This window comes from Bradyrhizobium sp. HKCCYLS3013, from assembly GCF_051167615.1.
GTDB lineage: Bacteria > Pseudomonadota > Alphaproteobacteria > Rhizobiales > Xanthobacteraceae > Bradyrhizobium.
On sequence record NZ_JBNPTK010000009.1, the window covers coordinates 63,441 to 85,685 of the forward strand.

A 22,245-nucleotide genomic window follows, 5' to 3' on the forward strand; every position below is an offset into this window, starting at 1 on the left:
ATGCCGCCACAGACCCTCGTCGAACGACTCCGTGAGCATGCCGCCTCGCGTGCCGATCATCCGGCATTGCGCTTCATCGAAGGCGACGACGTCATCGACGAGCTGTCATTCGCGGCGCTGGACCGGCGCATCCGTGCCCTTGCCGCGCATTTGCAGGAGATCGCGCGTGCCGGCGAACGTGCCGTGATCCTGCTGCCGAACGGGCCCGACTATGCGGTTGCGTTCTACGCCTGTCTCTATGCCGGGGTCATTGCCGTGCCGGCCTATCCGCCGGAGGCCGGTAAGGAGCGCTACGCCAGCCGCCTCGACGGCATCCTGCGCGATGCGGCGCCACGGCTCATTCTCACCCAGGCGCGGCTTCGCGACGCCGTCACGGCCTGTGTGGGCCAGACCCGGGCCGATGTCGTTGCCGTCGACGAGGTGCCGGTCGGCGCGGCCGTCTCCTGGCGCGAGACGGAGCTGAACGGCGATGCGATCGCGTTCCTCCAATATACGTCGGGTTCGACGTCGCAGCCGAAGGGCGTCTGCGTCACCCACCGAAACCTCGTCGCCAATGAGATTGCGATGGAGGCGGTGCTCGGCGGCACCCGGGATGACGTGTTCGTCAGCTGGCTGCCGCTCTATCACGACATGGGATTGATGGGCGGATTGCTCAATCCGCTGTTCACGGGTTTCACCGCGGTGCTGATGACGCCGCGCAATTTCCTCGAGCAGCCGCGGCGATGGCTCGAGGCCATCGATCGCCACGGCGGCACCTGCAGCGGCGGGCCGGACTTCGCATTCGCGCTCTGCGCGGACCGGATCTCGGATGCGGCGATCGCGCACCTGGACCTTAGCCGCTGGCGCTTCGCGTTCTCCGGCTCGGAGTTCGTGCGGCGCGCGACGCTGGATCGCTTTGCCGCGCGCTTCCGGCCCGCGGGCCTCGATCCTCGCGTTCTGACGCCTTGCTACGGCCTTGCCGAGGCGACCTTGCTGGTGACCGCAGGCGACAGCGCGAGCCTGGCGGCTTGTCATATGCTCGATTCCGCAGCACTCGCTGGCGGCCGTGTTGCCGATACCGACGCAGGGACGGACCTGATGGTCTGCGGCACCGTGGCCGACGGTCACGCCGTCCGCATCATGAGAACCGATGCGTCCGCCCAGGCCGAGGCGAACGAAGTCGGAGAGATCTGGGTCGCGGGTCCGAGCGTCGCGCAGGGCTATTGGAACAATCCCGAGGCGACGCAGCAGACGTTCGTCCTTCGCGACGGCGCGCGCTGGTTGCGGACCGGCGACCTCGGATTCGTCCGTGACGGCGAGCTCGTCGTCACCGGGAGGCTCAAGGATCTGCTGATCGTTCGCGGCCAGAACATCTATCCATTCGACCTGGAGCAGGCTGTCGAGTCCGACGTGGCCTCGGTCCGGAAGGGGCGCGTCGCGGCCTTCCCGGTCGAGATCGATGGCGCCGAAGGCATCGGCGTGGCGGCCGAGTTCAGCAGGGCGGTGCTGCGGCGGACGCCGGCCGATGTGCTGATCAAGGCGATCGGCGATGCGGTCATGCGGCAGACGCAAGATTATCCGGCGGTGGTCGTGCTGCTGAACCCGCAGGGCATGCCGTTGACCACCAGCGGCAAGCTGCAGCGCTCCGCCTGCCGCGCCGGGTGGGCGCACGGCACGCTCGACAGTTTTAGGGTGTTCGAGCGGCGGCGTGAGGCGGCGGACCGGTCGCCGTCCTCGGAGCTTGCAACGGAAACCGAACGCCGTCTTGCGCTGATCTGGCGGGATGTGCTCCGGGTCACGGCCGTCGGCTGCGGCGACGACTTCTTCATGCTCGGCGGCAATTCGGTCGCAGCCGCCCAGGTCGCGGCGATGGTGCGCGAGCAGTTCGGAATCGAGCTCGCGCTGCGCAGCTTCTTCGATGCGCCGACGCTCGCAGCGCTTGCGGCGCTGGTCGATGCGGCCGGCACCGATGCAAGAGCGCTGGCGCCGCTGCAGCCGGCCCCGGAGGGCGTGCGCGAACTGCTGTCGCCCGCGCAGGAGCGGCTGTGGTTCCTCTGGAGCATGGACCCGGCCAGCACGGCCTACACCATCGCCTCCACGCTCCGCTTCGACGGCGCGCTCGATCAGGCGCTGCTGGTGCAGGCGCTGACCGAGATCATTGCGCGGCACGAGACGCTGCGCACCAGCTTTGCCGCGCCGGACGGTCGTGTCGTGCAGGTGATCCATGCGGCAACCGAGATTCCCGTCGCGGTCGAGGATCTACGGCGCAGGCCGGCAGCGGAGCGCGCGTCGCGGGCCGCGGCGCGGACACGCGAGGAGCTGGCGCGGCCGTTCGATCTCGTCGATGGCCCGCTGCTGCGCGCGGTGCTGATGCAGCTCGCGGACGATCGCCACGAACTGCTTTTGTCGGCGCATCACATCGTCGCCGATGGCCTCTCGCTCGACGTGCTGCTGGCTGAGATCGCTACGCTTTATGACGGGCTCCGGCGCGGAGCAGTCGCGCTGCCGCCGCCATCCGCCATCCAATATGCCGACTACGCCGCCTGGCAGCGGGAGTGGCTCGCCGGCCCCGAGGCCGCGCAGCAGCTCGCCTATTGGCGCGGGCGGCTCGGCGATGCGGATACGCCGCTCGCCTTGCCGTTCGACCGGCCGCGACCGGCGGTGCCGAGCTATCGCGGCGACACCCTCCACCTCGCGATCCCGCCCGATCTGGCGCTGAAGCTGCGCGCGCTCGCCAGGGAGCATCGCGTCAGCATGTTCATGCTTTTGCTCGCCGCCTATCAGTTGCTGCTGTTCCGCTACTCCGGCCGCTCCGACCTGCGCGTCGGCGTGCCCGTCGCCGGACGCCGGCAGGCCGAGCTGGCATCGTTGATCGGCTGCTTCGTCAATACGCTGGTGTTGCGGGCCGACGTGGCCGACAGCATGAGCTTCGCCGAACTGCTGGCGCAGGCGAAAGAGGAGGTCATCACCGGGCTCGCGCATCAGGATCTGCCGTTCGACCGTCTCGTCGATGCGCTCAAGCCGGCCCGCTCCGGCGGCCACAATCCGCTGTTCCAGGTCAAGTTCAACTACATGGCCGCGCCGGCCGGACTTGCGCTCGGCGATGGCCTGCGCGCCGAGACGCGCATCGTCGATCTCGCCGGCTCGCATTTCGATCTCGCGCTCGACATCGTCGACAGCCCGGCGGGCATGGATGCGAGCCTGAATTTTGCGACGGATCTGTTCGATGCTGCCACGGTCGAGCGGATCGGCGGCCAGCTCGTCGATTTTCTGCGGCAGATCGCGGCCGGTCCCGACCGGCCGCTACGCGACTTCGCGATCGCGCGGGACGTCAGGCAGACCGTCGCAGCGGAGGCGAAGAGCTTCCCCGCGACGGATATCCTCGATCTGATCGGCACTGCGTTTGCGGGCCGCGACGACCGGGTCGCGCTGCGTCAGGGACAGGACACTGTCAGCGCAGCCGGGCTGGCGCGCTGGTCGGACCACATCGCGGGCGCGCTCGTCGCGGCCGGCGTCACGCGCGAGACGCCGGTGGCGTTGTGGATCGAGCGGTCGCCGGCCTTCGTCGCGGCGCTGCTCGGCGTCCTCAAGGCGGGCGGCGCCGTCGTGCCGCTCGATCCGGCGTGGCCGGTGGCGCGCGTTGCGCGCATCCTTCGGGACGGCGAGATTGGCATCCTGATCGTAACCGGCGAGCATCTGGCTGCGGCGAGGGCGCTGGCCTGTCGTACACTCGACGGCACTGAGCGCGGCGATGCGTCCGCGTTCGATGCCCCGCGGCCCCATCCGGCGCAGACCGCCTACATCATCTACACCTCGGGTTCGACCGGCGCGCCCAAGGGAGTTGCCGTCTCGCACGGCGCGCTCGCCAACTACGTGCAGGCGCTGCTGTCCCGACTGCAGCCGCCTGCCGGCGGCGGCATGGCGATGGTCTCGACGGTCGCCGCCGATCTCGGCCACACCGTGCTGTTCGGCGCGCTCGCGAGCGGTGTGACCTTGAACCTGCTGCCGGCCGATGCTGCGTTCGATGCGGATGCGTTTGCGCAAGCGATGCGCGATGGCGAGATCGGCGTCCTCAAGATCGTGCCGAGCCATCTGCGCGGCCTGTTGCGGGCGCGGCGCTCGGCCGACATCCTGCCACGCGACGTGCTGATCCTCGGCGGCGAGGCCTGCGATCCCGGCCTGATCGCAGAGGTCCGTCGGCTGCGGCCGCACTGCCGGATCGTCAATCACTACGGCCCGACCGAGACGACGGTCGGCGTGATGACCCATGAGTGGACGGACGCCGACGCCGAAGGTGTGGTGCCGGTCGGATTGCCGCTTGCGAACCTGCGCGCCTACGTTCTCGACGATGCGTTGAATATCGTGCCGGCCGGGGTCGCTGGTGAGCTCTACATCGGTGGCGCCGGGCTGGCGCGCGGCTATCGCGGCGCGCCTGGACAGACGGCCGAGCGCTTCGTCCCCGATCCGTTCGGAGTCTCAGGCGAACGCCTCTACCGCACCGGCGATTTGGTGCGCTGTGATCAGGCGGGTCGGGTCGTGTTCGTGGGCCGGCGCGACGATCAGGTGAAGCTGCGCGGCTACCGCGTCGAGCCCGCCGAGATCGGCCGCGCCGTCTGCTCGTTGAATGGCGTCGCCGATGCCGCCGTCGTGGTCCGCGCCGTCGACGCGGAGCGGGAACGCCAGGAGCTCGTGGCCTATTGTGTTGCCGCGACAAACGTCGTGTTGCAGCCGGAGGCGCTGCGGCACCAGCTCTCGGCGATGCTGCCGGACTACATGGTGCCCTCGCGCTTCGTCGTGCTCGAGCGGCTGCCGCTGACAGCCAACGGCAAGCTCGACCGCGCGGCGCTGCCGCAGCCGGACGAGGACGTCGTGCTGTCCTATGCCGCCCCTGTCGGCGCGGTGGAGCAGGCGATCGCGGAGGTCTGGCAGGACGTGCTCGGCCGCGAGCGGATCGGCCGCAATGACAATTTCTTCGAGCTCGGCGGCGACTCCATTCTGAGCCTCCAGATCATCGCGCGGCTGCGCAAGCGCGGCGTCAGGCTGACGCCGAAGCAGATGTTCGCGCAGCAGACGATAGCGGCGCTGGCCGGTGTGGTTGCGACCACCTCCGCACCGGCCATGACGCCGCCGGCAGCAGCACGCAACGCAATGAACGCCTGCGCTGCGGAGCTGCTGCCGATCCAATTGCGCTTCTTTGCCGACGACATTCCCAACCGCGATCACTTCAACCAGGCGGTGCTGCTGATCCCGCGGGACCGGATCGACTGGAGCGTGCTGCAGCGGGCGCTCGATGCCGTGGTGAGGCATCACGACGCGCTTCGCATGACGTACCGTCAGGTCGCGGGCGAATGGCAGGCGGCGCCGGCCGATCTGCCTGCCGAGGCTGAGCTGCTTTGGATCCGCACGGCGGCCGAGCCGGCCGACATCGGTGCGATCGCGGCGGCGGCACAGGCGAGCCTGTCATTGGCAGCGGGATCGCTGCTGCGCGCGGTCGGGTTAGACATGGCCGACGGCAGCCAGCGGCTGCTGATCGCGGTTCATCACCTCGCCGTCGACGGCGTGTCATGGCGGATCCTGCTCGAAGACATCACGATGGCCTATGAGCAACTGGCAGGGCGGGCGGCCGCCGTCACCCTGCCGTCCACGAGCTCCGCGCCGTCGTCGTGGGCGCAGCGGCTGCGCGCGCATGCGGCGTCCGATCGGCTGGCTGGCGAGATGGCCTTCTGGCTGGCGTCCTCGCGCGGCCGCGCGCTGCCCTGTGACGACGATCATGGCGGCGCCGATGTCGAGGCCGAGGCCGAGGAGGTCGTGCTCAACGTCGAGGCGGAGCTGACCGAACAGCTGCTCGATGCCGCGCCTGCGGCCTATCGCACGCAGGTCAACGACCTGCTGCTGGCGGCGCTGGCGCGTGCGCTCTGGAATTGGAGCGGGATCGATGGCGTCGCGATCGAGCTCGAGGGCCACGGCCGCGAGGATGTCTTTGCGGACGTCGATCTCACGCGGACGGTGGGCTGGTTCACCACCGCATTTCCGGTCTGTCTCGACGGCGGCAGCGAGACCGACCGTGCGCTCATCGCCCGCGTCAAGGAGAGCTTGCGCGCCGTGCCCGACCGCGGGCTCGGCTATGGCGTCCTGCGCTATCTCGGCGCGAAGGAGCAGCGCGAGGCGCTATCGCAGACGCCAAGCCCGCGCATCGTCTTCAACTATCTCGGCCGCTTCGATGGGCAGTTCGGCGCGTCGGCGCCGTACCGGATCGCGCCGGAGAATCCGGGACCGATGCGGGCCGCAGACACGCCGTTGCGGGCCTGGCTCACCATCAATGGCGAGGTGCGCGACGGACAGCTGCGTCTCGGCTTCCGCTATGGCAGCCGGCGCTATCGGCGCGCCACCGTCGAACGGCTCGCGGAGCTCTATCGCGCGGCGCTGCGTGGTCTCGTCGATCACTGCCTCGGCGCTGCCGGCGGTCTGACCCCGTCCGACGTTCCGGTCGCGGGGCTCGATCAGGCGGCGCTCGACAGGCTCTGCGCGACGATCGACTGTCGCTCCGTCGAGGACATCTATCCGCTGTCGCCGATGCAGCAGGGCTTGCTGTTCCATGCGCTGCGCGATGGCGCTGATGACGTCTATGTCAACCAGCTCTCGATCGAGCTCCGCGGGGTGACGCCGTCGCAGGTGCGTGCGGCATGGCAGGCGGCGAGCGCGCGGCATGCGGCGCTGCGGACGGGGTTTGTCTGGCAGCAATTGTCCGGCGCAGCCCAGCAGATCGTGTACCGCCAGCTCGACGTTCCCGTCGTCGAGGAGGATTGGCGTGGCCGTATCGCTGATGGCGCCGCCGCGGCGGAGATCGATGCGGCGCTCGCGGAGGCGGCGGTGCACGAGCGCAAGCCTGGCTTCGACATCACGCGGCCGCCGCTGCAGCGGCTGCGGCTGGTCCGGCTCGGTGATGACAGGCTGCGGCTGATCTGGACGCATCATCACATCGTGCTTGACGGCTGGAGCTCGGCGCGGCTGCTTGCCGACGTCCTTCAGCAGATCGGTGGCGACGCCGCTTCGGCGGCACACAACAGCTATCGCGACTACATCGCCTGGCTGCAGACGCGCGACCAGGCGGCAGCCGCTGATTTCTGGCGCGAGACCTTGCGCGGCTTCGATCAGCCCATGCCGCTGGCCGATGCCTTGCGCGCCAGCCGCGCGATCGACGCTGCGAGCGGCCATGGCCGGCTGACTTTGCGCGTGGACGGCGATCTCGCGGCTCGCCTGCGGCGGTTCGCGACACAGCAGCGCATCACGATGAACACGCTGCTGCAGGGGACCTGGGCGCAATTGCTGCGGCAGTATACCGGGCAAAGCGCGGTCTGCTTTGGCGTCACGGTCTCGGGCCGTCCGGCCGAGCTGGCCGGCGCCGAGCACATCGTCGGCCTCTTCATCAACACGCTGCCGCTGATCGACCGCGCGCATCCGCACACCGCGACTGGCGACTGGCTGCGCGCGCTGCAGGCGCAGAGCGTCGCGGCGCGCGACTATGAGTGGCTGCCGCTGCACGAGATCCAGCGCCTGGCCGACAGGGCCGGGCAGCCACTGTTCGACAGCCTGATGGTGTTCGAGAACTATCCGATCGATCGGACGCTCACCGCGCGCGACCGGGCCAGGCCGCAGATCGGGCGGGTCGACCACGTGACGCCGACCAACTATCCGATCGCGGTCATCGTGTTCGACGGACCGGAGGGCCTGCGCCTCGACTTCAACTACGATCGCGCGCAATTGGACGACCATGCGGTCCGCCAGGTGAGCGCGTCGTTGCGGGACTGGCTGACGCAGATATCGGCGGATGCCACCCGTCCGGTCGGCAGCCTTCGAATGGTCGACGGTGAGACACTGGCGTGCGTCCTGCGCTGGAGCGGAGCAGCGGTCGGCGAGACCTCATGCCGGCCGCCGTTCAGCGATTTGGTGCCCGGCCTTGTGGCGCAGATCGAGACGCGCGCGAAGACCATCCCGGACGCGGTTGCGATCGTCAGCGGCGACCGCCGGATCAGCTACGGCGAGTTGAACGCACGCGCCAACCGGCTGGCGCGGCGACTGCGCGCGCGCGGGATCGGCGCCGATGTCCTGGTCGGACTGGCGCTGGAGCGCGACGCCGAGATGATCGTGGCGCTGCTCGCCGTGCTGAAGGCCGGCGCCGCCTACCTGCCGCTCGATCCGGACTATCCGGAAGAGCGTCTCGCCCACATGCTCGGCGACAGCAGTGTAAAACTGCTGCTGACGCAGACCGGGCTGCAGGATCGGTTCACGCGCGCGCTGGCCGACGGCGGAGTGGAGGCCTGGCTGCTGGATCGTGCCGACGAGGGCGGCAACGCCGACAATCTCGACCTTGCCATTCATCCTGAGAGCCTTGCCTACGTCATCTATACCTCGGGCTCGACCGGCTTGCCCAAGGGCGTGATGGTACGCCACGGCGCATTGACGAACTTCCTGGCGACCATGGCCGAGCAGCCGGGGATCACGTCCGACGACCGCGTGCTGGCCCTGACCTCGTTGTCGTTCGACATCGCGGTGCTGGAGCTGTGGCTGCCGCTGACACGGGGCGCACGCATCGTGCTGGCCGACCGGGCGTCGGCGCAGGATCCGGCGGCGCTGAAGGCGATCGTGGCCAGGCACGGCGTGACCTTGATCCAGGCGACGCCGTCGAGCTGGCGCATGCTGCTCGATCATGACGGGGCCGCGAGGCTGCCGCCTGGCTGTCGCGCGCTCAGCGGCGGCGAGGCGCTGGCTCCCGATCTGGCGCGGCGGCTCGTCGCGCTGAGCGGCGAGGTGTGGAACCTGTATGGGCCGACCGAGACCACGGTGTGGTCCGCGCGTCACCGGCTGGACTCCGATGATTCAACGCCGGTGCTCGGCGGTCCGGTCGGCAGCACGACGCTCTATGTGCTGGACGCCAATTTCAATCTGCTGCCGCCCGGCGTGGCCGGTGAGCTGTTCATCGGCGGCGAGGGATTGGCCCGCGGTTATTGGAGGCGCGCCGGGCTCAGCGCGGAGCGCTTCATTCCGGATCCGTTCGGCCGCCCCGGTGCGCGGCTGTACCGGACCGGCGATCTGGCGCGCTGGCGTGCCGATCGCGCGCTCGACTATGTCGGCCGCGCCGATCACCAGGTGAAGATCCGCGGACATCGCATCGAGCTCGGCGAGATCGAGGCGCGGCTGCGCGCGCTACCCGGCGTCCGCGACAGCGTCGTGGTCGCGCAGGAGTTCGGCGGCGGCAGGACCCTGGTCGGCTATGTCAGCAGCGAGAGCACGCTCGATGGCGGCGAGCTGCGCGCGGCGCTCGCGGCCGCGCTGCCGGACTACATGGTGCCGTTGCGCGTCATCGTGCTGCCGCGGCTGCCGCTCACGCCGAACGGCAAGATCGACCGCAAGACGCTGCCGACGATGTCGCAAGGCGAGGCGCGGGACGACCATCAGGCTCCGGTCGGCGAGATCGAGAGCACGCTGGCCGGCATCTGGGCGGAGCTGCTCGGTCTCGACCGTGTCGGGCGGGCGGATCACTTCTTCAAGCTCGGCGGCCACTCTCTGCTGGCGGTACGGCTGCTCAGCCGCGTCGCGCAGGAGTTCGGCACGTCGATGCCATTGTCCGAGCTGTTCGCTCATCCCGAATTGGCGGAGTTCGCGCGCGTCGTCTCGATCAGGCTGATCGAGCAGGAGTTCGCCGAAGATGAGCTCGAGGACCTGATGACGGCGGAGCTATCATGAGCGGACAATCAGGACAGCCTCGACTGCGCGACCTCGATCCGGACGCATTGCGCCAGCTGGCTTCGCGCGCACGGCAGCGCGGCCGCAACGCCGGCAGACGCGACGTCAACACCATCCCAAGCATCGATCGCGGGGGGCGGCTACCGCTCTCCTTCGCGCAGCAGCAGCTCTGGCTGCTGGCACAGCTCGAGGGCGGAGGCACGAACTATCACATCGACGTCGCGCTGCGGCTGCGGGGCCGGCTCGACATCGGCGCATGGCGCCGCAGCCTCGATCGGCTGTTCTCCCGCCACGAGGCGCTGCGGACGGTCTTCGTTGCCGAGCAGGGCGAGCCGCGAGCCATGCTGTTGCCGCCGGATACCGGCCTGCCGCTGGAGATGCACGATCTTCGCAGCCGGCCGGACCGCGAGACGCGGCTGGCCGACCTGCTGAATGCGTGGACGCGCGCGCCGTTCGATCTCGCTCGGGGTCCGTTGATCCGCGGCCACCTGATCAGTCTCGGCGATGATGATCACGTCTTTCTGCTCAGCCAGCACCACATCATCTCCGACGGATGGTCGATGGGCGTCATCGTTCGCGAGCTCTCGGCGCTGTATGGCGCCTTCGCCGCAGGCGGCGACGATCCGTTGCCGCCGCTGGCGATTCAGTATCCGGACTATGCAGCATGGCAGCGCCATGCGCTCACGGCAGATCGGTTGCAGCGGCAGCTCGATCATTGGACCGCCGTGCTGCAGGGCGCGCCATCCGTGCTGGCATTGCCGACGGACCGTCCGCGTCCCACGCCGCGATCCGACGCTGGCGCAGCGGTGCCTGTCGAGATCGACGACGGTCTTTCGGCCGATATCAGGCAATTGAGCGTCGCGCTCGGCGCCACCCCGTTCGTCATCGTGCTGGCGGCCTGGGCGATCGTGCTGTCGCGGCTGGCCGGCCAGCAGGATCTCGTCATCGGCACGCCGACGGCCAATCGGATGCGTTCGGAGCTCGAAGGCCTGGCCGGCTTCTTCGTCAACATGCTGGCGCTGCGGCTCGACCTCTCGGATGATCCTGCTGTGGTCGAGCTGATCGAGCGAGTGAAGACGGCCGTTCTTGCGGCGCAGGATCATCAGGACCTGCCATTCGAGCATCTTGTCGAGGCGCTCCAGCCGCCGCGGCATCCGGAATACACGCCCGTGTTCCAGGTGGTGTTCGCATGGCAGAGCCATGATATCGGCTCATTGGCGCTGCCCGGCCTGGCGGTCGAGCGCCTTGCGACCGAGCAGCACAAGGTCAAGTTCGATCTCGAGCTCGATCTCAGTGAGAGCCGTGGCCGCATCTCCGGCAAGATCAACTACGCGACGGCGCTGTTCGACGCCGAGACCGTGCGGCGCTATCGCGGCTATCTGCTGGCTACGCTGCGCGCCATGGTCGCTGACACCAGCCAGCCGGTCGACCGCATCGAGCTGCTACCGGCCGAGGAACGTGCGCTGCTGCTGGACAGCTGGAATTGCACCCGATCGTTCACGCCGGCCGACTGCTGCATCCAGGATCTCATTGCCGAGCAGGCACGCCGCCGGCCGTCAGCGGTGGCGCTGGTCCATGACGAGGTCAGACTGACCTATCGGGAGCTCGAGCTGCGCGCCAATCGCCTCGCGCATCACCTCGTCGCGCTGGGCGCCGGTCCGGACCGGCTGATCGCGATCTGCCAGCAGCGCGGCGTCGATACGATCGTCAGCGTGCTCGCGGTCCTCAAAGCCGGCGCCGCCTATCTGCCGCTGGATCCGACCTATCCGCCGCAACGGCTGCGCGAGATCGTGGCCGATGCCCAGCCGATGCTGCTGCTCCGTGACCGCGAGAGCGCCGGTGCGCTCGGCGACGTGGCATGCCCCGTGGTCGATGTGGAAAGCGATGCACCGGCCTGGAGCGGGCTGCCGGACAGCGCGCCGGATGTTGATGCCCGCGGCGTGACGCCGCGCAATCTCGCTTATGTCATCTACACCTCGGGCTCCACCGGGCGGCCGAAGGGGGTGATGATCGAGCACCATGGCCTGGTCAATCTCGCGCAGGCCCAGATCGGGCTGTTCGACACCGGTCCGGACAGCCGGGTCGCGCAGTTCGCCTCCTTCAGTTTCGACGCAAGCGTGTGGGACATCGTCATGGCGCTCTGCGCCGGCGCCGAGCTGCATCTGCTCGGAAGCCGCGAGCATCGCGACGCAGCCGAGCTGTTGAACTATCTCGCCGACCATCGCATCACCCACGCCACCCTGCCGCCCGCGATGCTGCAGGGCCGCTCGGACCTCGCGCGGCTCTCCGGGCTCGAGGTGCTGGTTCTTGCCGGCGAGTTGCCGAAGTCGGAGCTGTTCGAGGTTTTGCCGTCGGAGATTGCGGTCTTCAACGCCTACGGCCCGACGGAAGCGACCGTCTGCGCCACCGCGTGGCGTCGTCCAGCCGGCTTTGCCGGCGGTATCGTCCCGATCGGGCGCCCGATCGCCAATGCGCGCATCTATCTGCTCGACGCCCAGGGCATGCCGGTGCCGCGCGGTGCCGTGGGTGAGATCTGGATCGGCGGGGCAGGGGTTGCGCGCGGCTATCTCAACCGTCCGGATCTGTCGGCGCAGCGCTTTGCTGCCGATCCCTTCGGGCTGTCGGCCGACGCGCGGATGTATCGAACCGGTGACCTCGGCCGCCATCTGGCCGACGGCAATATCGAATTTCTTGGCCGCAACGACCATCAGGTGAAGATCCGCGGCTTCCGTATCGAGCTCGGTGAGATCGAGCATCGGCTGAATGCGCAAGCCGCCGTGCGGGACTCGGCGGTGCTGGCGCGGCGCGATGCGCAGGGCGATCTCAGGCTCGTCGCCTATGTGGTGCCGGCAGACGACACCGATGACGCCGCCGCATGGGCCGCGCAGCTGCGCGGGCAATTGCAGGCGTGCCTGCCGGATTACATGGTTCCCTCGGCGATCGTCCGCCTCGATGCGTTTCCGCTGACACCCAACGGCAAGGTCGATCGGCAGGCGCTGCCGGCGCCGGACGACGAAGCGTTCGGCCGCGGCGCCTATGATCCACCTCGGGGCGAAATCGAACAGGCCCTCGCGGCCATCTGGCGCGAGCTGCTGGGCATCGAGCGCGTCGGCCGCAACGATCATTTCTTCGAGCTCGGCGGCCATTCGCTGCTCGTCGTCCGCATGCTGGACCGGCTGAAGCGCCATGCACTGACGGTCGATGCGCACATGGTGTTCGCCAGGCCGGTGCTGCGCGATCTCGCGGCCAGCCTGCGGCCCGGCGAGGAGATTGCGATCCCCGCCAACCTGATCACGCCGGAGAGCGCGGCCATCACGCCGGACATGCTGCCGCTGATCGCGCTGAGCCAGCCCGAGATCGACCGCGTGGTCGCCCAGGTGCCGGGCGGCGTCGCCAACGTCCAGGACATCTACGCGCTGTCGCCGTTGCAGGAAGGCATCCTGTTCCATCATCTGCTGGCGACCGAGGGCGATCCTTACGTGCTGGTCGCACAGATGGCATTCGCGGGCCGCGATCTGCTGGATCGTTATCTCGCCGCGGTTCAGGACGTGATCGACCGGCACGACGTGCTGCGGACGTCGTTCCTCTGGGATGGGTTGTCGGTTCCGGCGCAGGTGGTCTGGCGCCACGCACCGCTGAGCGTCACCGAAGTCGCGCTCGAAGGTCACGCGCCGGCTCAGGTCGAGCTGGCCCGCCGCTTCGATCCGAGATCCTGTCGGCTCGATCTGATTCAGGCGCCGTTGCTGCGTCTGATCGTCGCCCGTGACGAGGAAAATGATCGCCTGCTGCTGCTGGTCCTGCTGCATCACATGGTCGGCGACCATACCACGCTGCAGGCGTTGCATGAGGAGGTGCAGCTGATTCTGTCGGGGCGCCGCGCTGATCTGCCTCCGCCGATTCCATTCCGCAATCTTGTCGCCGAAACGCGCAAGCCCGCCGGGCAGGATGCGCAGCAGCGTTTCTTCCGCGGCATGCTCGCCGACATCGATGCGCCCACGGCACCGTTCGGATTGATGGAGGTGCGCAGCGACGGCGACGGCGTGCGCGAGGCAAGGCTGCCCCTGCCGGCCGCGCTCGACGCGCGGCTGCGTGCACAGGCGCGGCGCCTTGGCGCGAGCCTCGCCAGCCTCTGTCATGTCGCCTGGGGGCAGGTGCTGGCGCGCAGCAGCGGGCGCGAGCAGGTCGTGTTCGGCACCGTGCTGCTCGGCCGCATGCAGGCCGGTCACGATACCGGCCGCAGCCTGGGCCTGTTCATCAACACGCTGCCGGTGCGGCTCGATCTCGACGGCACGTCGGTGGAGGACAGCGTTCGCGCGGCGCATGCGCGGCTGGCGGAGCTGATGGCGCATGAGCATGCCTCGCTGGCGATGGCCCAGCGCTGCAGCGGTGTCGCGCCGCCGACGCCGCTGTTTTCCGCGATCTTGAACTATCGGCACGGCCGGAGACAGGATGCGCAGGTGGATGCTGAGCTCCCGCAAGGCGTCGAATGGCTCGGCGGCGAGGAGCGCACCAACTATCCGCTGATGCTGGCGGTGGACGATGACGGCCATGGGCTTCACCTGACGGTCCAGGTCGCGGCGCCGGTCGCGCCCGAGCGGGTCGGCGCGATGATGCAGCAATCGCTCGATCAACTCGCGTTGGCACTGGAAGAGGCGCCCCATACGCCGGTGCGCCGGATCGACGTCGTTCCGGACGATGATCGCGCGCGGCTGCTGCAGGCCTGGAATGCGACGGCGACCAACGCTGCGAATGCGCCCTGCGTGGATCGACAGTTCGAGGCGCATGCGGCGCGAACGCCCGATGCGGTCGCGCTGGTGCATGGACCGGAGACGATCAGCTACGGTGCGCTGAATGCGCGGGCGAACCGGCTGGCGCGGCGGCTGCGGGATCGCGGCGTCGGCCCCGATGTGGTGGTCGGGCTCGCGCTGGAGCGCGGCGTCGCGATGATGGTGGCGCTGCTCGCGGTGCTCAAGGCGGGCGCGGCCTATCTGCCGCTCGATCCGGACTATCCCGCCGAGCGTCTCGCGCACATGCTGAACGACAGCGGTGCCAAGCTGCTGCTGACACAGGCCACGCTGCACGACCGGTTCGCGCCGGTGCTGGAGCGGAGCGAGGCCGAGGCTTGGCTGCTCGAGGTCGCGGCCGGCGATGGCCTCGGCCAGACCGACAATCTTTCCGTCGACGTGCACCCCGAGAACCTCGCCTACGTCATCTACACCTCCGGCTCGACCGGGCTGCCGAAGGGCGTGATGGTGCGCCATGCCGCGCTGACGAACTTCCTGGCGACGATGGCCGAACAGCCGGGCATCGCGGCCGGCGACCGCGTGCTCGCGCTGACGTCGTTGTCCTTCGACATCGCCGTTCTGGAGCTGTGGTTGCCACTCACAAATGGCGCCCAGGTCGTGCTCGCCGACCGTGCCGCGGCCCATGATCCCGAGGCCCTCAAGGCGATGGTCGCACGGCACGGCGTGACCATGATCCAGGCGACGCCATCGAGCTGGCGCATGCTGCTCGATCACGATGCGGCCAATCCTGATCCATGGCTGCCGAAGGGCTGCCGCCTGCTGAGCGGCGGGGAGGCGCTGGCCTCGGATCTGGCGCGGCGGCTGAACGCAGCGAGCAGCGAGGTCTGGAATCTGTATGGGCCGACCGAGACCACGGTGTGGTCGGCGCGCCACCGCCTCGATGGCGCGAATCCGGTGCCGCTGCTCGGCAGCCCGATCGGCAACACCGCACTGTACGTGCTCGACGGCGAGCTCAACCTCGCGCCGGTCGGCGTCACCGGCGAGCTCTTCATCGGTGGTGACGGGCTCGCGCGCGGCTATTGGAAACGCGCGGCGCTGAGTGCCGAGCGCTTCATTCCGGATCCGTTCGGCGACGACGGCGCGCGGCTGTACCGGACCGGGGACCTCGCGCGCTGGCGGGCCGATGGCGTGCTCGACTATGTCGGCCGCGCCGATCATCAGGTGAAGATCCGCGGACATCGAATCGAGCTGGGCGAGATCGAGGCGCGGCTGCGGGAGCTGCCGGGCGTGCGCGACAGCGTCGTCGTCGCGCACGAGCTCGGCGGCGGCCGTCAGTTGGTCGGTTATGTCAGCGGCGAGGCCTCGCTCGATGGCAGTGATCTTCGCGCCGCGCTCGCAACGGCGCTGCCGGACTACATGATGCCCTCGCGCGTCATCGTGCTGCCGGAGCTGCCGCTGACCCCGAACGGCAAGATCGACCGCAAGGCGTTGCCGCGGACGGATGCGACGCCGCCGGAGGCGCGGCGCGTCGGTCCGCGCAATCCGACCGAGGCTGCGCTCGCGGCGATCTGGGCCGAGCTGCTGCACAAGCCGGAGGTCGGCGTCACCGATGATTTCTTCGAGCTCGGCGGCGACTCGCTGGTGGCCGTCCAGCTCGTCGGCCGCATCAAGCGTGATCTCGCGCGGGAGCTGCCGCTGAAGCGGTTGTTCGAACTGACCACGGTCGAGACCATGGCGTCCGCGCTCGCCGCGGACGCGCCGATGAGCAGGCGCAGCGATGACATCGCCGCCATGTTCGATCTGCTTGAGGAAGTCGAGTTCGCCAATGAATGATCAGTCCGGACTTCAGGCCCAGCAGCTCAGTGAGATCGCGCGCCGGTTGGCGCGTCTCGACGCGCCAAAGCAGCGCGCCTTCCTGACGCAGTTGGCGGCCAAGGGCGTCGATCTTTCGATTCTGCCGATCGCCCGGCAGCAGCTGGATCGCGCGCCGTTGTCGTTCGCGCAGGCCCGCCTCTGGTTCCTGTGGCGGATGGATCCGGACAGCTCCGCCTACAACATGCCGGTCGCGATCCGGCTGCGGGGTCGTCTCGATACCGCCGCGCTTCAACGGGCGCTCGACGAACTGGTCATGCGCCATGCCACGCTCCGCACCATGTTCCGGCAGGACGGCGGCGAGCCGGAGCAGATCGTGGGGCCGCCGGCGCCGGTCACGCTTCGCTGCATCGAGATTGCCGGCGATGATTGCGAGCAGCAGGCGCGCCGGCTGCTGCGTCAGGAAGCGGCGCTGCCGTTCGATCTCGAATCCGGACCGCTGCTGCGCGCGGCGCTGCTGAAGCTCGGCGAGCACGACCATATCCTCTCGGTCACGCTGCACCACATCGTCGCCGATGGCTGGTCGATGCAGGTCCTCACCGACGAGTTCTGGCAGCTCTATTGCGCCACGGTCCGCGGCGAGACCACCTCGCTGCCGGCGCTCGAGATCGACTATGCCGACTTTGCCGCCTGGCAACGGCTGTGGCTCGGCGCCGTGGAGGAGGAGCGGCAGCTCCGCTACTGGACCGGCCGGCTGCAGGACACGGCGATGTTGCAACTGCCGTTCGATCGCCCGCGTTCGGCCCAGACCGACCAATCCGGCGATGCTATCCGTCTGTCGCTCGGCACCGAGCTTTCCGATCGTCTGCGCGAGCTGGCGCGACAGCATCACACGACGCTGTTCGTCGTGCTGCTCGCGGCGCTGAAACTGGTGCTCTATCGCTACAGCGGGCAGGACGACATCAGCATCGGCGTTCCCCTCGCCAATCGCGATCGGCCGGAAACGCGGCGGCTGATCGGGCTCTTGGTCAACACCCAGGTGCTGCGGACGCGGATCGACAGCCTGGGGACGATCGCCGACGTCATCGAAACGCTGCGCGCGGCTTCGCTCGAGGCCAGGGATCACCAGGACCTTCCGTTCGAGCGGCTGCTCGACGTGTTGCAGCCGCAGCGCAGCGTGAGCCAGACCCCACTATTCCAGGTGCTCTACAACCATCAGCATCGGCGCGGGCCGGCGTATGCGCCGGCTGGGTCCGAATTGCAGATCGAGACAATCGCGGCCGAGATCGAGACGGTGAAATTCGACCTCGCGCTCGACAGCGAGGAATTGCCGTCGGGAGACGTCTCGGCGCTGTTTTCCTTTGCCACGGCGCTGTTCGACCGGTCGACCATCGCGCGGCTCGCCGGGCATTGGCTGACGATCCTGCAGGAAATGGTCGCGGATCCCACGCGCTGGATCGCGGCGCTGGAGCTGTTGTCGGACCGGCAGCGCGACGACATCAGGCGCTGGAATGCGTGCGCGCCCGCGCGCGCGATCTTCCAGCCGGTGCATCGGATGTTCGCGCGGCATGCGAAGGACACGCCGGGCGCGACAGCCCTGGTGTTCGGGGCCGAGACGATCAGCTATCAGGCGCTCGATCGCCGCGCCAATGCCATCGCGCAGCATCTGCTGGCGCTCGGCGTTCGACCCGGCGAGCTCGTCGCGCTCTCGATGCAGCGTTCGCCCGATCTCGTCGCCGGTTTCGTTGCCGTCCTCAAGGCCGGCGCCGCCTATCTGCCGCTCGATCCCGATCATCCACCAGCGCGGCTTGCTGCAACCGTTCGCGATGCCGGCGCGCGCGTCGTGCTGGTCGATGCGGCGGGACGATCGCAATGGCCGCCGATGCCGGGCATCGCAGTCGTCGATCTCGGCGTGATCCCGGCCGAGACGACGGAGATTGATCCCGCGGTCGATGTCCATCCCGCGAGCCTCGCCTACGTGATCTATACGTCCGGCTCCACCGGTGTACCGAAGGGCGTCGCGGTCGCGCATGGACCGTTCGCGATGCATTGCGACGCCACGGCCGGTCTCTACGAGATGGACCAGCAGTCGCGCGAACTGCACTTCCTTTCTTTCACCTTCGACGGCGCGCATGAGCGGTTGTGGACCGCGCTGAGCTGCGGCGCGGCCTTGGTGATGCGCGACGCCGATCTCTGGTCGGTGGAGAAGACGCTCGAGGTGATGCGCGCGGAGCGCGTGACCAATGCCGGCTTTCCGCCGGCCTACCTGCAGCAGCTCGCCGAATTCGCGGCGTGGCGCGGCGATCCGCCGCCCGTGTCGCTGTATTCGTTCGGCGGCGAGGCGATGCCCAAATCGGGCTTCGACAAGGTCAGGCAGGCGCTGCGGCCGCGCAAGCTGATCAACGGCTACGGTCCGACGGAGACGGTGGTCACGCCGCTGGTCTGGAAGGTCGACGCCGATGCCGAGATCGACTGCGCCTATGCGCCGATCGGCCATCCGGTCGGCCGGCGCTCGGCCTATGTTCTCGACGGCGATCTGAACATCGTTCCGGTCGGCGTCATCGGCGAGCTTCATATCGGCGGCGAGGGGCTCGCGGCCGGCTATTGGAATCGGCCGGCGCTGACGGCGGAGCGCTTCATCCCCGATCCGTTCGGCGCACCCGGCGCGCGGCTGTATCGCACGGGCGATCTGGCGTGCTGGCGTGCCGACGGCGTCATCGACTATGTCGGCCGGTCCGATCATCAACTCAAGATCCGTGGCTTCCGCATCGAGCCGGGCGAGGTCGAGGCGCGGCTGACGCGGCAGACGGGCGTGCAGTCGGCGGTGGTGGTGGCACGCGAGATCGGCGGACGCCAGCAGCTGATCGGCTATGTCTGCGGCGAGGATGGCTTCGACGAGGCAACGCTGCGCGCGGCGCTGACGAAGGAGCTGCCGGACTACATGGTTCCGGCCCGCATCGTGCCGATGTCGCAGATGCCGCTCACGGCGCATGGCAAGGTCGATCGCGACGCTCTGCCGGTGCCCGAGTCATTGTGTGCCGAGACAGACTATGTCGCGCCGCAATCGGCCGTGGAATTGGAGCTGGCGGCGATCTGGGCCGAACTGCTCGGCCATTCGCGGATCGGGCTCACCGACAATTTCTTCGAGCTCGGCGGCGATTCCATCATCTCACTGCAGGTGGTCGGACGGGCGCGGCAGCGTGGCCTGTCAATCGAGCCGCGCGATCTGTTCCGGCATCAGACGCTGCAGGAGCTGGCGCGGGTCGCGCGCCGCGATCGGGCGGTCATTGTCTCCGCTGAGCCCGGCGCGCGCGACGGCGATCCGGTGCCGCTGTTGCCGATCCAGCGCCGCTTCTTTGCCGAGGACGCGGGCGAACGGCATCATTGGAACCAGGCCTTGATGCTCGTACCCTCGGCGCGGTTCGACTGGCGCGTGATGGCGCGGGCGGTCGATGCCGTGGTGGCGCATCACGATGCCCTGCGGCTGCAATTCGAGCAAAGCGACGGCACGTGGCACGCGAGATACGGCAAGATGCCGGCGAGCGCCGATCTGCTCTGGATCCGCACTGTTCAGGACGCGGCGGAGATCACCTCGGTTGCGGCGGCCGCGCAGGCGAGCCTGTCCTTGCAGGGGCCGTTGCTGCGCCTCGTCGGCATGGACGTTGCGGACGGCAGCCAGCGGCTTCTGATCGTCGTGCATCATCTCGTCGTCGATGGCGTGTCGTGGCGCGTCCTACTCGAGGACATCGCCGCGGCGTATCGACAGGCGGCGCAGGGCGCGGCCGCGATTGTTTTGCCTCCCAAGAGCCAGTCCGTGGCGTCGTGGGGCAAGAGGCTCGAAGACTACGCCGCGAGCAAGGAGCTGGCCGACCAGCTCGTCTATTGGAGACAGCGAAGCGTCGCTGACGATCTGCCGTGCGACGACGATCACGGGGAGACCGATCGCGTCGCCGACGGCGAAGACGTCGCCGTGTCGTTCGATGCCGACGTGACCGGGCAACTGCTCAAGCAGGCGCCCGCCGCCTACAGGACCCAGGTCAATGATCTGCTGCTGGCGGCGCTGGCCCGCGCGGTCAGCCGCTGGTGCGGACTCGGTGAATGCCTGGTCGAGCTCGAGGGCCATGGACGCGAGGATCTGTTCGAAGGCATCGACCTGTCGCGCACGGTCGGCTGGTTCACGACAGCATTTCCGGTTCGGCTCTCCGCTGGCGCGAGCGACGACGCCACCCTCATCAGGTCGATCAAGGAGGAATTGCGGGCCATCCCGGCGCGCGGGCTCGGCTACGGCGTGCTGCGGTATTGCGGCAGCTCCGAGCAGCGCGCCGCCCTGGCGGATGGAGCCGAGCCGCGGATCGTCTTCAACTATCTCGGCCAGTTTGGCGCCGGCTCCGACCTTGCCTTCGCGCTCGCGCCGGAAGGCGCGGGGCCGTCGCGCAGCGCCAGCGCGCCGCTCGGCCGCTGGCTCAGCATCAACGGCCAAGTGCTCGACGGCCGGCTGAAGCTGACATTCAGCTTTGGCCGCCGCCGCTATCGCCGCGCGACGATCGAGCGGCTGGCCGCGTGCTACTCCGCGGCGCTGCGCGAGCTGGTCGCGCATTGCACCGGTGACGCACACGGCCTCACGCCGTCGGACGTTCCGTTGTCGCGCCTCGGCCAGCCGGAGCTCGATTTGCTCGGCGCGACGCGTGATTGGCGCGATGTCGAGGATATCTATCCGCTGTCGCCGATGCAGCAGGGCATGCTGTTCCACACGCTGCGCGACGGCGACAGTGGCAACTATGTCAGCCAGATCGCCGTCGACGTCGAAGGCGCGGACGCGGCGCGCCTGCGCGCGGCGTGGCAGGCGGTGACGGCACGACACGCGGTGCTGCGGACCGCGTTCGTGTGGAGGGAATTATCGAGCGCGCCGCAGCAGGTCGTCCATCGGCAGGTTCCTGTTCCCTTCGTCGAGGAGGATTGGCGCGACCGTGCGGACTCGATGGATCGAGCCACGTGTGACGCGGCGCTGGCCGAGGTGGCGGCGGCCGAATGGCGCGCCGGCTTCGACCTGTCACGGCCGCCGCTGCAGCGGGTCCGTCTCATCGATCTCGGCGGCGGCGTTTGCCGCCTGATCTGGACCCATCATCACATCCTGCTCGACGGCTGGAGCGCGGCGAGGCTGATCGGGGAGATCATGCAGCATGTCGGCGGCGCGTCGCTGGGCGCACCGCGCGGCCGCTATCGCGATTACATTGCCTGGCTGGAACGACAGGATCGCGAGGCGTCGATTGCGTTCTGGTCGCGCTCGCTCTCGACGCTCGGCGAGCCGAGCCTGCTGGCCGATGCGCTTGGCGGGCCGGCCGCACCAGCCGAAGGCCATGCCTCGATCGACCTCGTCATCGATGCAGCGAAAACCGAGCGGCTGCAGCTCGTGGCACGGCGCGAGCGGGTGACCTTGAACACGCTGCTGCAGGGGGCCTGGGGCCAGCTGCTGCGGCGCTTGACCGGGCAGGATGTCGTCTGCTTCGGCGCCACGATTTCCGGCCGGCCGCCCGAGATCGCGGGCGTGGAGGAGATGGTCGGCCTGTTCATCAACACCGTTCCCGTGCTCGAGGACGCGCGACCGCAAACGCTGGTGGGCGACTGGCTGCGCAGCCTGCAGGACCGCAACGTCGACCTGCGCGAGCACGGCTGGATGCCGTTGCACGAGATCCAGCGTCTTGCCGGCCGGGCCGGCCGGCCGCTGTTCGACTCCATCTTCGTGTTCGAGAACTATCCGGTCGACGCGGCGCTACGCGATCAGGCCGGCGAGGGACCGCGCGCCAGCCGCGCCGAGCAGATCTCGATCACCAACTATGCGCTGACGGTCGCGGTGTACGTGACCGACAGCGGCATCCGGCTCGGATTCCGTTACGATCGCGGCCGATTCGACCGGCCGCAGATCGAGCGGATGCAGGCGGCGTTCGCCTGTCTGCTCGGGCGCATC

3 protein-coding genes (1 of these 3 cut by a window edge) are annotated in these 22,245 nt (G+C 68.9%); all 3 read left to right on the top strand.

The features are described 5' to 3' along the window. Tightly spaced (each overlapping or abutting the next), the 3 genes in view from ACQR1F_RS17720 to ACQR1F_RS17730 form a layout consistent with a single transcriptional unit that may run on beyond the window. Positions 1-9,723: an amino acid adenylation domain-containing protein gene (locus ACQR1F_RS17720; RefSeq protein WP_434913546.1), complete on the top strand. Its 9,723-nt coding sequence runs from the start codon at positions 1-3 to the stop codon at positions 9,721-9,723. Continuing rightward, entirely contained in the window at positions 9,720-16,301 is a 6,582-nt protein-coding gene (locus ACQR1F_RS17725; RefSeq protein ID WP_434913547.1) for an amino acid adenylation domain-containing protein, read from the top strand. The genes ACQR1F_RS17720 and ACQR1F_RS17725 overlap by 4 nt, the downstream gene beginning before the upstream one ends. Then, positions 16,294-22,245 carry the 5' portion of a non-ribosomal peptide synthase/polyketide synthase gene (locus tag ACQR1F_RS17730; protein WP_434913548.1) on the top strand. 10,449 nt of this gene lie beyond the right edge of the window, so the window shows 5,952 of its 16,401 coding nt (coding positions 1-5,952); it begins with the start codon at positions 16,294-16,296; its stop codon lies off the right edge, out of view. The genes ACQR1F_RS17725 and ACQR1F_RS17730 overlap by 8 nt, the downstream gene beginning before the upstream one ends.